Source organism: Rivularia sp. PCC 7116, assembly GCF_000316665.1.
Taxonomy (GTDB): Bacteria; Cyanobacteriota; Cyanobacteriia; order Cyanobacteriales; family Nostocaceae; genus Rivularia.
Genome location: NC_019678.1, coordinates 8,505,868 through 8,520,145, shown reverse-complemented (window position 1 = coordinate 8,520,145; position 14,278 = coordinate 8,505,868). Strand labels below are relative to the sequence as shown.

Here is a 14,278-nt window from a genome sequence, read left to right as displayed (position 1 = left end):
AGATGTTGTGTAGTAAATTGAAAATTTTTATTTTCGTTTGCTACATTCATTAATCAAGAATACCATATAGACTCTATATTTTTGGCAATTGTCATCGCTTCATCACGATTTAATTTATCTAATAAAACTGTAATATGCCCTAGTTTACGTCCAGGACGAGATTCGGATTTACCATACCAATGGACGTGCGCTCCAGGAATTTTTGCTAATGCAAAGCGCTTATCAATATAGCTACTTTTTTGGGTTTCATAACCTAATAAATTTACCATAATAGCACAAGGATTTTTCATGGCTGTGTTGCCTAGAGGTAAATCGCACAAAACTCGCAATTGCTGCTCAAACTGCGAAGTAAAGCAGGCATCAATAGAAAAATGCCCGGAGTTATGGGTTCTAGGTGCAATTTCATTTACTAACACTTCACCGTTATTAGTCAAGAATAACTCTATGCCGAAAACCCCTATAACTTGTAAATTGTCAAGTATGGTAGCAGCAATATCTTTTATCGTATTTTCTGTCTGGAGACTGATGTCAGCAGGCGCAATTACTCGCCGACAAACTTGTTGTTCTTGTTGAGTTTCTACTACTACAAAAGTGGAAACTTCACCAGATGCGGAGCGTGCTGCAATTACGGCTAATTCTTTCTGAAAAGGGATAAATTCCTCTAATAAAAAATGAGATTCAATTAAGTTATTTGTTTGATTTTCTTCCGGATTATCTAAACAGAGTTTTTGCTTTAAACTAATTAAATCTTTAATGATAAAAGTTCCTTGTCCATCGTAGCCGTGACGGCGAGCTTTTAAAACAACTGGAAAACTCAATTCCGACTCATTAAGTTTATTAACTTTTGTATCTTGACCTGTAGAAGAAGATGATATGGCGAATAATGATTCTGGTAATTCAAATTTAGGAACTGGTATATTCAAATTTTGCAGAAAACAACGTTGATGGTATTTATCTAAAAGAGGAGATAATGCTTCGATCCGAGGACGAAAACAAACTTTTTCTGTAGCGAGTTTGGATAAAGCTTCTAGATCGACAAATTCATTCTCGAAAGTAATAACATCACACTTTCTTGCTAATTCGGCTGTGGCTATAGCATCATCAACTGCGGCGAAAATAGTATCTTTCGCAATACTGACTGCTGGATCGTTAGCTTTAGGAGTTTGCACAATTAGTTCCACTCCCAGCTTTTGAGCCGCAGTACCCATCATTAAAGCTAATTGCCCGCCACCAATTACACCAATACGCTTCATTTGCATCCTAGAGAATAACGAGTTTCTACACCTGTTTTAGAATTAATACCGTCAGCTTTTTTACAAAGTTATTTGACTTGCGCTCCGTCTAAAATTACATCAGTAAAATCGACACCATTAACGTTTGTATCAACAAATATTGCGCGGAGCAACAAAGCTTCTACGAGTACGGCAGTTCATATCTGTTCCTGTTAAGTTTACTCGATTTACTATCGCATTAGTTAAAACTACTCCGCGAACATCGGCATTAGCCTGCATTAGTCAGTTCTATATTTGGGTTGAAAAATAAAGATGCTTGTAGGCTTTCACCCGCAAAATTTCTTCCCGAAAGTTTTGCATTGCTAAAAGATAAAGGATGAGTCCAATCAACCATCGCCGATCCAGTCCAAAATATTGCCAAAAAATAGATAATAGATGCAGCTTATAAAGTTTTAAACAATCGGTTTAGCATGTGTTTAAGATCAAATTAGATATCTTTAGACTAAATTAAGCTTACACTATTTATACCTTTAAACTTCTAAGTTATATAAACAGTGTTGGACGTATCTCACTTGAATTATAAATTAGATTTATTAGTCGCTTTATATGATAAGACATGACTCTCTAACTGTTGAGAAATGATTTTTAGCCTTGATTAAATTAGATAACTAAAAAGTTTACATTTCTTCAATAAAAATCCTGTTAAAGCTGTTGAAAATGTTGAGAAAAATTTACTTTCAAGGGAATTGATAAAGTTTATTATCATTTGACGAAATAACTCGGCGATTGCTGTTAGTCTTGTAATTAGTGAAAGCCCTGTTTTACTGCTTTATAAACAATAATTCAGTCTTTACAAAGCTTCACACTTCCTAGTTACAACTTTTCTAGTAGAGAATTGTTAACTATGAGTATTAATCGAGATATTTCTATTTATTATTATTGAAAAGTTATGCTGAAGAATTTCAATCGACTTGTTAGCAATCCTATGAGACATTACAAAGATGAATGGATTGATCAATGGTGCCAAGATAATGGCTGGACGGATCTATATATAGAGCGCTGTAATAACTTTTGGGCTTTTCCTCCAGGCGCAGTAATGCCCGAGCCAATCCCAACAAAGGTTCTTAGAACAATTAAAGCAGAAAGAGGTTTGACCTGTGAGGAAAGGATTTGGTCTATTACGGCAGTAGTGGCAACAATGATAGCAGCTGGTGTTACCTACTGGTTGAGGTGTCCGATACCTATGGTTGCAGCGTTTGCTTTTAATGCTGTAACTGTAGCCCAATTGGAAGTTGAAGATGCTTATTAGAATTGAGGAGCAGAATATTCATGGGGAAGCTTTTCCCTATGAATATTATAGATAGTATTTTTTTTTATAATTATTAAGTTAATCTTTTATTTAATCGTTCTAACTTGTGTGGCATGATTGTTACGTTACTTAGGCTCAATGGTATATAAGGTTGAAAAAGGCTAAGTAAAACAGCTTGTTGAAAATTTTATTAATTATTCCGTGCGATTATATTTTTTAAGCTCCCCTTTTGTTATGGGGATTTTTTAGTATATGCATGAGTTAATACTGCTCGGTTAAGGGGAGATCCTCCCTAACCCTGCTTAAAAAGGAGGGAATAAAAGCCCCCAGATTAGCGGGGGTTGGGGGATCTGAAAAATGAGTTTGATTGCTTAACTGAGTAGTATTGATGCATGAGTTTATGGGCAACAGTAAATGTTCGTATTCTTACAGTTTTGGCAAATAAGTAAAACCGTCTCGCTGCATCAGGTTTAATCCTTAACGAAACTTTCTCATTATTCTCTCATTCACCAAAACTTTTAAAACTAAGGAAAAAGGTTGAAATTACGCAATGGGGATTTCACCCACATATTTAAGTTAAAGCTTATGCCGTTTAGCCATGTTGCTTATTTCGTAGCTAATCGAGCGCTACGCTAACATCTTGCATCAATGTTAATAGTTTAATAGCTGTCTGAAAATAAATTCCCAAGCTCATATTTAGAGTTACTCTTTTCATGAGTGTAAAAACTTGAGTGGGTTTAAAATGATATTTCACTAGTGAAGCTTGACTAAAAAAAAGTCCAGAATGTGAATTAAAACAAAAAACACGAGATTAGTGAACTAACGAAGTATTTTTTACAAGTATAAAAATACGTTTATCCACCTAAGTACTTTTAGAGATAATTGTTAATTTTTTATATTAGTCAGTCAAGCTTAAAATCAACTTTTCCGTAGTTATCCGGTAGAGAAAGACTGATGAATGAAGTTAAGCTTTAATATGAATGATATCTCTTAAATCATAAAATATTTATGTTTAAAGAGATGCCATGCATAAATAGTTTATGTTTTCAAAATAATTCATACTTTTAAAATAAATTTTAAATTATATATATCATTTAAATAATCATGGAATCTAGGGAATCGGTAGATTTAGATTTAGAAAAATTTTGGTACATAATCAAGCGGCGCTGGTTGTCTGCTGCATTTATATTCACGATTTGTGTTGGAGCAGCAGCAGTATTAGGCTCTTTTAAAAAACCAGTTTTTGAGGCTCAAGGTAAACTTTTGATTAAAAAAGTAAACCAGACTTCTGCTCTCACAGGATTAGGGCAAGAAATTGGGCAGTTAGAAGGACTAGATCTCAAAAGTAGCCCTATAAATACCGAGATAGAAGTAATTAGTTCCAAGCCTATTTTAATTGAGACAATAAGGAAATTAAAGCTCAAAGATGATGAAGGTGCAACCTTAGAGGCAAAGGAACTAGCAAAAATTATTAATCTTAGAGCAATTCCGGCAACCGATGTTCTGCAAATTTCTTATGAGAGTAAAAATCCCAAAGAAGCAGGAGATGTTGTTAATGAGTTGATGAATCTATATATAGAAAATAATATCCAAACGAATAGAGCGGCGGCTGTTGCTGCTGGTGATTTTATTGCCAAACAATTGCCTGAAACTCAAAATACCGTCAATGAAGCCGAAAGAAAATTACGTCAATTTCAGCAAGAAAACAATGTAATTTCTTTAGAAGAAGAATCGCGAAACGCTATAGTAATCCAGAAAGAATTAGAAACTAGAATCACTGAAACAAGAGTAACTTTAGCAGAAGTTACGGCTCGCTTTCAAAGTCTCCAGAGCAAAATCGGCATGAATTTTCAGGATGCGATAAATAGCGATTCTCTGAAAAGTTCTACTGGAGTACAGCAGGTTTTACAAAATTTGCAACAAGTAGAAAACGATTTAGCAATAGCTCAAACTCGTTTTTTTACAGCACATCCAACAGTACAAAGTTTAATCGGTAGAAGAAATGCTCTACAGAGATTGTTGAATAGGAGAGTAGCTCAGGTTAGTAATACTACTGGTTTTAGTAGAGGAAATTTGCAAATTGGTGAAGTCACTCAAAAGCTAACAGAGGAACTGATAAAATCTGAAGTCGAAACTGTCGCTTTAAAAAATCGCCTCAATTCTTTATTAACAGCATTAGAAATTCACAAACAAAGAATTAATCGTTTACCTAAGTTAGAGCAAACAGAAAAGAAATACGAGCGACAACTAGAAACAGCTATAACAACTCATGAAAATCTTTTACAAAAACTCCAAGAAGTAAGAGTTACGGAAAACCAGAATATTGGTAATGCGCGGATAATTGAACCTGCTTTTGTCGCAAATAAGTCTATTAAATCAACCAAAATTCTCTTTCTGATTTTGGGAGGTGCTTTAGGTACTTTAATTGCAACTGCCATGATTGTATTGCTGGAATTAAAAGATAGATCCGTTAAAACTCTTAAAGAAATCAGAAAGTTATTTGGGTATACCTTACTTAGTACTATACCTTCGTTAAAAAAGAAATCCCATGTTCATAACAAAGATGCGAACACCTTACCCGATATACCTGTAAGAGACAATCCCGATTTACCAATTGCAGATGCATATAGAATGCTTCAAGCGAACCTGAAATTTATTAGTGCAGATAAACCATTACAGGTAATTGTAGTTACAAGCTCCGTTCCTAAAGAAGGTAAATCAACCGTCTCGGCAAACTTAGCAGCTGCGATCGCGCAATTAGGACAAAGAGTATTGCTTGTAGATGCAGATATGCAAAGTCCTCTACAGCATAATTTATGGGGTGTAAATAATGTCAAAGGTTTAAGCGATATTATTGTCGGTCAAGTAGAATTTGAAACCGTTGTCAGTGGCGGAATGCTTAGTTTAGATATTTTGACTGCAGGAGCTACTACTCCTAATCCTTTGTTTCTACTGGATTCTCGCAAAATGGAAACTTTGATTGAGGATTTTAAAAATACATATGACTTTGTGATTATTGATGCACCATCCTTAGTGATGAGAGCGGATGCTTTGGCTTTAGGAAAAATGGCTGATGGTGTTCTATTAGTAGCCCGCCCAGGAATACTAACTTCTGCTGATGCTGCTACAGCTAAAGAAGCTTTAGAACGTTCCGGGCAAAATTTATTAGGCATGGTAGTAAATGGTGTAATTCCAGAAAATGAATCTGAGAGTTATTTTTATTACGCTAAGGACTACTCTGATAAGGATAATTCCCATCCAGAACCTATGAAAACAAAATCATTTTAAATCGCTGTTTCCTCTCTACTTTTTAAGGGTGCAATTTATCAATGGAAGCATTACGCAAGCTATTAGGAAATTCTTTTTCCTTGCTTTTGAATCGCTTAAGTCAGAGTATTACAACTTTCATCTTAGTTGCATCAATTGCTCGAATTTTGGGAGCTTACGAACTAGGGCAATATATGCTTGCTTTTAGTTTTTATTATGTCTTTATGACTTTAGCCTCCCAAGGATTCAAAACTCTGTTTACACGAGAACTCGCACGCAATCCTTCAGAAACTTCAGTTTATTTAATTAGCGGTACTTTTTTGCAGTTTTTGTTTAGCATCATTGGCTATTTGGTGCTGGCAATTATAGTGTATTTTCTTCCCTACAGTTGGGATACTTCTATAGTTTGTTATATCTTGGGTGGGGCTATTATTCCATTTTCTCTTTCTAATGTAACTGAATCTATTTTTCAGGCACAAGAGAAAATGCATATCATTGCTATTAGTACGGCACCAATTTATATTCTGCGCGTACTAGTAATGATTTTGGCTATGAATCTAAAACATAATATTGCTATTGTTGCAGCAATTATGGTGGCTTCGGAATGCCTAATATTTGTAATCGAATGGTGTTTTATAGTCCAATTAGTTAAATTTAAATGGCGATTGGACTGGAAGTTTATGTGGCATACAACTAAAGCTTCTGGTGCATTTATAGTTATTGAAGGTATATCTGTTTTAGGGTATAGACTTCAGGTTTTTATTCTTTCTTTATTAGGTGGCGAATTAGTTGTAGGGCTATACGGTGCGGTTACTCAATTAATGCAGCCTTTTCAAATTATTTCCCACAGTGTTGTTTTAGCTGTTTTTCCCAAAATGTCTAAAGCTATTAACTCGGGAAAAGATAGTCAGCGTCAAATTACGCAAATGACTATAGAAATATTATTAATGGTTGCTTTACCGTTGATGCTTGGGCTTTTATATTTTGGTAAAGAGTTACTTATATTGCTATACCACGAACAAAGCTTTGCTGAAGCCAAATTTGCTTTGAATGTATTTACTTTTGGTTTAATTTCGTCATCGTTTATTCGACCTTTGAGTTATGTATTAGTTGCAAATGGTTTAGAAAAAGTTAATCTTAGGCAAGTTTTTATTACAACTATTTTAGATTGTTTAATAAGTATAGTGCTTGTTGCCCAATATAAGTTAAATGGTGCTGCGATTACAGTCATATTTACCGACTATGTAGCTTTGTTAATTTATTATATTGAATCTCATCGAAGATTATTTCATTTGAATTTATGGTCTACTGTTTATCGTCCTCTAATCATAAGTCTTTTGATGTTACCTGTCTTGATAATTTTACAAGAATTAAATTTTCATATTATATCAGTTTTAATAATTTCAAGCTTATTTTACTTTCTTTTTGTCAGCATTTTAGGGGTTTATACAGTTTACAATTCTAATGAGGAATGGGCAAAATTGTTACTTAAACGTAAATAAAGTGAAATGTAAAGTTGTGGATTCTATCAATGAGGTGCAATTATGAATCCAGAAGTATCGGTGATTATTCTTGCGTATAATACTGAAAAATATATTGCACAAGCAATAAATTCAGCATTGCAACAAACTGAAAAGAATATAGAAATAATTATTGTAGATGATGGTTCGACAGATAATACTTTAGAAGTTATTAACAGTTTTTTTGATAAGCGGATAAAGGTATTAGTCAATCAGCGAAATTTAGGACAAAACTTTAGTACGAATAGAGCCATAAAAGTAGCTAAAGGCAATTGGATAACTCGGCTTGATTCAGATGATTGGTATGCTGTTGATAGATTAGAGAAACTATTAAAAATAGCTAATTCGCAAAACGTAGATATAATTGCCGACGATATATATTTTATCCAAGATGGTAAGAACTTGCCCTGGAGTACATTATTAAGTCAAAGTAAATACAAAATAAAAAATAATACTGAAATCTCTTCGATTGATTTTATTGAAAAAGATGTACCTGGAATGTGGGGTTTACATTTAGGTTTAACTAAACCATTAATTAAAATAAATTTTATACAAAAACATAATATAAAAAATCACGACAATATTTTGATTGGCGGAGATTTTTGGTTTTATCTAATATGTTTGGCGCATGGAGCAAAATTTTTGTTTGTCCCAAATCCTTACTATTTCTATCGTTCTCGTCCTGGCTCATCAGTTGCACAAAGTAGGATAAAAAGACTTGAAGCATACTGTGAAGCAACAAAATATTATCTACAGCAAGATTACATAATAAATAATCAAAAATTACTAGCTGCTTTACAAAAACGTTTGTATCTGATTGAAAAAACTAGACCTTATTTTTTAGTTGTAGATTCTCTGAAGCAGACTGATTATTTAAATGCTTTAATAAAAATGAAAAACAATCCTTATTTCTTTTATCATTTATCAACACAGATACCAAGAATAATCCGGCGTAGATTATCTTTATATTTTAATCAAATACCTATAAGCAAGTCTAGGTAATTTTAAGTATATGTTATCCAGTTTAATTTTAAATTAGGGAATGAATATAAATAATGAAAGTCGCTTTATTGCATTTTTGCTTTTACGAGTATACCGTTCAACTAGCCAACGCTTTAGCTGCTCAAGATATCGAGCTAACTTTAATCCATCCCGAACAATTAACTAGACAAACACAAGACTTATTAGATTCAAGAATTAAGATAATTACTTTTACAAAATATCGCATTCGCGACCCGCGTAATTTCTCTGCGATGGGTCAATTAATAAGTATTATTCGTAAAATCGAACCCGATGTATTACACGTCCAAGAAACAAATGACCCTTGGTACGATTTAACTTTATTGCTTAATAATATGCCTGCCTTGGTGACAACTATTCACGATGTTTTTCGTCATCCCGGAGACAAAGATAATGTCATCGGTTCAGAATATACAAGACAGATTGCATTTTGGCGATCGCAGCAGCTAATAGTTCATGCAAATTCCCTCAAAACTGCTCTAGTGAAAGAGTTTGCAGTTCCTCAAGAAAGGATATGTATTCTTCCTCATGGAGAATTAGGTAGTTTATATCAGCGGTTGGCAAAAGACAATAACACAGTCAGAGAACCTTACACTCTTCTATTTTACGGACGTATTTGGGCTTATAAAGGTCTGAAATATCTGCTTCAAGCAATGCCTTTAATTATAGAAAGCATTCCTCAAGTTAAATTAATTATTGCTGGAAAGGGAGACAATTTAAAACGATATTTTCCTGATAGCTGGGATGAAAAACATTACGAAATTCTCAATAAATATATTCCATCAGAGGATGTTGCAAGTCTTTTTGGGCGTAGTACCGCAGTTATTTTACCTTACATAGAAGCATCTCAGAGCGGTGTCGCATCTCTTGCTTATGCGATGGGTACCCCAGTGATTGCTTCTGAAATTGGTGGTTTGGCTGAAATGATTTGTTCCGAGCAAGACGGGTTATTAGTTCCCCCTCGGGATGCTACAGCTTTAGCCGATGCGATTATTCGTTTGTTGAGCGATCGCAAATTACAGCATCAGATACAAACAGCAGCACTATATCGTTGTGAAGATGATTTGAACTGGTTAAATATTGCCACTCAAACAATTGAAATTTATCGTAAAGCAATTTATCTCAAAAATATTTCTCGGTGAAATTAATGAAGAAACTTTTATTATTTACCGAAGAGGCATTTACCGTCGTATCTTTACTGCTGTATTCTGGAGGACCATTAACAGTACTTTTGTCTGGCGGAGCAAGTGAAGGTGATGATTCTGGCGAAACAAACACTTCTTTAATTTTAGTTTTATTCTTCTTCAATTATCTAGTAACTTTTTTTCTACTTCTTCTTAGATGGAAAAAAGTCATACATGTAATGAAGAAAGAAAAAATAATTTTATTATTAGTCGGAATTGCTGTATTTTCTTGCGTATGGTCTTCTCTTCCTAAAAAAACTTTGACTAGGGGAATTGCCATAGTTGGAACTAGCTTGTTCGGCTTGTATTTTGCTTCACGATATACCATTAAACAACAGTTGAAGCTTTTAGGCTGGATGTATGGCATTGCTGTCATATTCAGTTTTATATTTATTGCAGCATTACCCAAGTATGGAATCATGGGTGGGGTTCATACAGGAAAATGGCGAGGTATTTACAACCATAAAAACACTCTAGGTAAAGTCATCGTTCCAGGAATTGCTGTCTTTTTATTATTAGCTAATAGCTCGAAAAAATATAGTTGGCTACTATGGATGTGTTTTAGTTTAGCTTTTATCCTTTTACTACGCTCTGGATCGACAAGTTCTTTATTAAATGGCATATGCTTAATTGCTGCCTGCATATCTTTTCGAGTTTTTCGATGGCGAGATAATATAATGGTGCCTAGCACGATTGCAATTGGAAGTTTCGGCGCAATTTTCTATGTTATTGTTTCGGTAACTACAGAAGCCATTCTCAAAGCACTTGGTAAAGATACTACCCTTACCGGTCGTGGAGATATGTGGCCTTATATCTTTGAAATGATAGGGCAAAAACCTATTTTGGGCTACGGATATGGGGCGTTTTGGTCTGGCCCAGATACTCCTTCTTTCTACATTTGGCAGGCAACTGGATGGACTCCTCCTAATTCCCATAATGGCTTTTTAGACTTGTGGTTGCAAATAGGTTTGATCGGGCTATTAGTATATGTCTATGGATTCTTAGCTATAACTATACCCAAATCATTTTACTGGTTGCGAACTACTAGAACCTCTGAAGGGTTTTGGCCGCTTGTTTATATGACTTATATGTTGCTAGCAAATATTAGCGAAACTACATTAATGATCCAAAATGATTTGTTTTGGGTTATTTATGTAGCAATTGCCTTTTCTGTAAAAATATCACCAGAAAATCATCGGTCAGAATATATAAATCAGTTAAATACTATTCCCCGCACTCATCGTTAAATAATTTAATTATTAAGTATATTTTCTAAAGAGTTAAGATAATATTTTTGTTAAAAAAGAGATATCAGCTACTGCGTATTTAATTTGTATACTAGATGCGGAATTTCCTATTCGCACTACAAAAAATACCGAATAATTTTAAATTTACCTTTTATACAATCTAGCTGCACATCAGCTTATTAGTAATTATCGCATCTTCCACATAATATATATTATGCTTAATAAAAATTTAGAATATTGGCAAAATAAACTTAGTAGAGTACCGGTTTTAGAATTAACTACAGATAAACTAAGAACTTCCAATCAAGAATATGATATTGGTATAGAAACTTTTGTTTTTCCTCGACAATTATGCGAATCAGTAAAAACCCTGAATCAAAGCTCCGAGAATGGACTATTTATAAGTTTGCTAACGGCTTTTAAATGTCTGCTACATAAATACACTGCTCAAGAAGATATTATAGTTGGTTCTTGCATTCCTCAAAAAAATAATTTAGATTTTAATACATTAGCTTTTAGAAGTTCTATATCTAGTCATATTTGTTTTTCCGAATTATTAAAGCAAGTTAATCAAATAGTAATAGAAGACTTTAAACATCAAGATTTTTCTTGGCAGCAACTAGTCGAAAAATTATCAGCAATAGGTTTTTATAAGGATACGAGTGTCTTTCAAGTTATGTTTAGCTTACAAGATGCTTTTGTAATGGATACACCATTACCAATTAATGTTGATGAATTTAAATCAGATTTATCTCTATTTGTTGTAGAAGCAAGAGAAGGGTTAAAAGGAACATTTACATACAATCAACAACTATTTGCACCGCAAACGATAAAGCGGATGATTGCTCATTTCGAGAATTTACTTAAAATTGTTGTTGAGAATCCCCATACAAAAGTCGGCGAAATCGCAATTTTAAGCGAGATCGAACGCTATCAAATCTTAGTAGAATGGAATAATACAGAATTAGATTATCCTCACGACAAATGCATTCATCAACTGTTTGAAGAACAAGTAGCTAAAACGCCAGATGCAGTAGCGGTTATATTTCAAGAGCAACAACTAACTTATCAACAGTTGGATAATCGTGCCAACCAACTTGCAAACTATCTGCAAACTTTAGGAATTAAACCAGATACTAAGGTTGGTATTTGTATCAACCGCTGTTTAAATATGGTAGTAGGTATACTCGGCATTCTCAAAGCAGGTGCTGCTTATATACCTATAGATCCCAATTATCCTCAAGAGCGTTTATCTCATATGCTGGATGATTCGGATGTATCAGTACTATTAACCACAGAAAATTTACTATCGGGATTGCCAGCAAACAAAGCCAAACAAATCTGTTTGGATCGAGACTGGGAAAGTCTAATTTCCCATCAAAGTCAAGAATCTCCTACCAGCGATGTCAAACCGTCACATTTAGCTTACATCATCTACACTTCTGGCTCCACTGGTAAATCTAAAGGAGTGATGATTGAGCATAGTTCTTTAGTTAATTTTACGATTACTGCCACAAAAGAATACGCAATAAATCATCGCGATCGCGTTCTGCAATTTGCATCGATTAGTTTTGATGTGGCTGTAGAAGAAATCTATCCTTGCCTTACTAATGGTGCAACTTTAATACTGCGAACCGATGAATTTTTAACTAACGGTCATCAGATGCTGCAAAAATGCGAACAATGGGGAATAACTGTATTAGATTTACCTACAGCATACTGGCATCAATTAGTTTCTGATTTAGCTACAGCAGAATCGGAAGCACCTCAAAACTTGCGATTGGTAATTATCGGTGGGGAAGCAGTAATTCCAGAAAAAGTTAGAACATGGCAAAAATCTTTCAAGAATAATCAATATCCTGAATTGATTAATACTTACGGACCAACCGAAGCAACTGTAGTCGTTACCAGATGTAAACTGTCTGAATCTATAAATAAAGATACTGGACTTGCACAAATGACTATTGGAAAACCTTTCGCTAACGTGCAAATTTATATCTTAGATTCTTGCCTAAATCCTGTTCCTATAGGAGTCCCTGGAGAATTGCATATTGGGGGTTTATGTTTGGCACGCGGTTATCTTAATAGACCAGAATTAACCGCACAAAAGTTTATTCCCGACCCCTTTAATCGCGGCATGAGAATGTATAAGTCTGGAGATTTAGCCCGTTTTCTCCCCGATGGTAATATTGATTTTCTTGGACGCATCGACCATCAAGTCAAAATTCGCGGTTTTCGCATCGAGTTAGGAGAAATTGAAACCGTTCTCAATCAACATGCTGCTGTCAAACAAGCTATTGTTATTCCTCAAGAATACGAAGCTGGAGATAAACGTTTAATAGCTTATATCGTTCCTAGAAGTACTCAATCACCTACAAATAAACAATTAAAAGAGTTTCTGAAAAGTAGGCTACCAGAATACATGATACCGTCGGGATTTGTCAGTTTAGAAGCCTTACCCTTAACCCCAAATGACAAAGTAGACCGTAAAGCCCTTCCCAAACCTGATAAAAATAATCTGAATTTAGAAGAAGAGTATTTATCTGCTCGTAACGATGTGGAAAAAAAATTAGTTACTCTTTGGGAACAAGCTTTCCGCATTCAGCCAATTGGAATCAAAGATAATTTCTTCTCCTTAGGTGGTAATTCTTTAATGGCTACGTCAATGGTAGCTGAAATTGAAAAGATATTTGATAAAAAACTTAATCAAGGTGTCTTTTTTGAAGCATCCACAATTGAACAGTTAGCTGCTATTCTCCTTCAAGAAGAAATCGCCACAGAAAGCGTTATCAAAATTAATTTTAGTGGCAACAAACTACCTCTATTTATTATTGCTAATAATGGTTTTTTGTATCAGCAAATGATTGAGAATTTAGATACAGAGCAACCTGTTTATATAGTACAGGAACCGTTAGATAAAGCTTCAGAAATGGCATCACGCTGTATCCGAAAAATACGGGATATTCAGCCACAAGGACCATATAATTTAATGGGTCATTCTTACGAAGGCTTAGTGACTTACGAAATAGCCCAGCAGTTATATTTACAAAACGAACAAATAGCTTTTTTAGGAATGCTTGATACGCCTACACCAGAAGTAGAAAATAGAGCAGAAGAAGCTAGATTACTCTTTAAACGTTATCAACGGCTAAAAGCAGTTTTAGGTTTTTCTTGGAAAGATAAGACCAGCTTTTTTAAAGAGAGAGTCGAATACAAACTTAGCGAATCATTTAAACCATTAATGCCAACTCTTAGTAAATTCATGAATGAATATAAACTTAAGGCATTACCGATAAAATTAAATATTTTTGTGGCTATCTTTGAATTTTATGGACTTGAAGATGCTAACTTTGGTTGGGATAAATGGGCTAAAGAAGTGGAAACACATAAAATTCCCGGCACTCATCGCTCTATGTTGTTAAAACCAGAAAATGCTCAGCTTTTAGCCAATAAAATTAGTATTTGTTTGACAAAATAAAAGACTATAGCGGTTTTGATA

General features: G+C 34.3%; 9 protein-coding genes. 7 read left to right on the top strand and 2 right to left on the bottom strand.

Annotated features, from left to right (window positions below):
• Nucleotides 1-53: 53 nt before the first annotated feature.
• Both RIV7116_RS32660 and RIV7116_RS37745 read right to left on the bottom strand, forming a co-directional pair.
• The gene (locus RIV7116_RS32660) at nucleotides 54-1,253 is read right to left on the bottom strand and encodes a 5-(carboxyamino)imidazole ribonucleotide synthase (RefSeq protein ID WP_015122629.1); all 1,200 of its coding nucleotides are present in this window, start codon (nucleotides 1,251-1,253) and stop codon (nucleotides 54-56) included.
• A 247-nt stretch (nucleotides 1,254-1,500) separates the two neighbouring features.
• A complete protein-coding gene (locus RIV7116_RS37745; RefSeq protein ID WP_371261609.1) occupies nucleotides 1,501-1,626 on the bottom strand; it encodes a hypothetical protein in 126 nt (41 codons plus the stop codon).
• Nucleotides 1,627-2,217: 591 nt separating this feature from the next.
• Here RIV7116_RS37745 and RIV7116_RS32650 point away from each other — a divergent pair.
• The 7 genes from RIV7116_RS32650 to RIV7116_RS32620 all read left to right on the top strand — a co-directional run bounded on the left by RIV7116_RS32650 (nucleotide 2,218) and on the right by RIV7116_RS32620 (nucleotide 14,257).
• On the top strand, nucleotides 2,218-2,541 hold the full coding sequence (locus RIV7116_RS32650; protein ID WP_044291315.1) for a hypothetical protein: 324 nt from the start codon (nucleotides 2,218-2,220) through the stop codon (nucleotides 2,539-2,541).
• Between the two features lie 1,104 nt (nucleotides 2,542-3,645).
• Nucleotides 3,646-5,829: a GumC family protein gene (locus RIV7116_RS32645; RefSeq protein WP_015122627.1), complete on the top strand. Its 2,184-nt coding sequence runs from the start codon at nucleotides 3,646-3,648 to the stop codon at nucleotides 5,827-5,829.
• 41 nt (nucleotides 5,830-5,870) lie between these two features.
• Complete coding sequence (locus RIV7116_RS32640; protein ID WP_015122626.1) at nucleotides 5,871-7,310, top strand: oligosaccharide flippase family protein; 1,440 nt, start codon at nucleotides 5,871-5,873, stop codon at nucleotides 7,308-7,310.
• A 42-nt stretch (nucleotides 7,311-7,352) separates the two neighbouring features.
• Complete coding sequence (locus tag RIV7116_RS32635; RefSeq protein ID WP_015122625.1) at nucleotides 7,353-8,330, top strand: glycosyltransferase family 2 protein; 978 nt, start codon at nucleotides 7,353-7,355, stop codon at nucleotides 8,328-8,330.
• A gap of 53 nt (nucleotides 8,331-8,383) precedes the next feature.
• Nucleotides 8,384-9,490, top strand: coding sequence for a glycosyltransferase family 4 protein (locus RIV7116_RS32630; protein ID WP_015122624.1), 1,107 nt, complete (start codon nucleotides 8,384-8,386; stop codon nucleotides 9,488-9,490).
• Nucleotides 9,491-9,495: 5 nt separating this feature from the next.
• Nucleotides 9,496-10,779: an O-antigen ligase gene (locus RIV7116_RS32625; RefSeq protein WP_015122623.1), complete on the top strand. Its 1,284-nt coding sequence runs from the start codon at nucleotides 9,496-9,498 to the stop codon at nucleotides 10,777-10,779.
• A gap of 214 nt (nucleotides 10,780-10,993) precedes the next feature.
• Nucleotides 10,994-14,257 (top strand): non-ribosomal peptide synthetase, encoded by a 3,264-nt coding sequence (locus tag RIV7116_RS32620; RefSeq protein ID WP_015122622.1) that lies wholly within the window; start codon nucleotides 10,994-10,996, stop codon nucleotides 14,255-14,257.
• Nucleotides 14,258-14,278: the final 21 nt, after the last annotated feature.

Bases quoted from the DNA above. Each gene is read 5' to 3' on its own strand.
- RIV7116_RS32640 (WP_015122626.1), top strand. From the start codon at position 5,871: ATGGAAGCATTACGCAAGCTATTAGGAAATTCTTTTTCCTTGCTTTTG.
- RIV7116_RS32650 (WP_044291315.1), top strand. From the start codon at position 2,218: ATGAGACATTACAAAGATGAATGGATTGATCAATGGTGCCAAGATAAT.
- RIV7116_RS32660 (WP_015122629.1), bottom strand. From the start codon at position 1,253: ATGAAGCGTATTGGTGTAATTGGTGGCGGGCAATTAGCTTTAATGATG.
- RIV7116_RS32620 (WP_015122622.1), top strand. From the start codon at position 10,994: ATGCTTAATAAAAATTTAGAATATTGGCAAAATAAACTTAGTAGAGTA.
- RIV7116_RS37745 (WP_371261609.1), bottom strand. From the start codon at position 1,626: ATGGTTGATTGGACTCATCCTTTATCTTTTAGCAATGCAAAACTTTCG.
- RIV7116_RS32625 (WP_015122623.1), top strand. From the start codon at position 9,496: ATGAAGAAACTTTTATTATTTACCGAAGAGGCATTTACCGTCGTATCT.
- RIV7116_RS32630 (WP_015122624.1), top strand. From the start codon at position 8,384: ATGAAAGTCGCTTTATTGCATTTTTGCTTTTACGAGTATACCGTTCAA.
- RIV7116_RS32645 (WP_015122627.1), top strand. From the start codon at position 3,646: ATGGAATCTAGGGAATCGGTAGATTTAGATTTAGAAAAATTTTGGTAC.
- RIV7116_RS32635 (WP_015122625.1), top strand. From the start codon at position 7,353: ATGAATCCAGAAGTATCGGTGATTATTCTTGCGTATAATACTGAAAAA.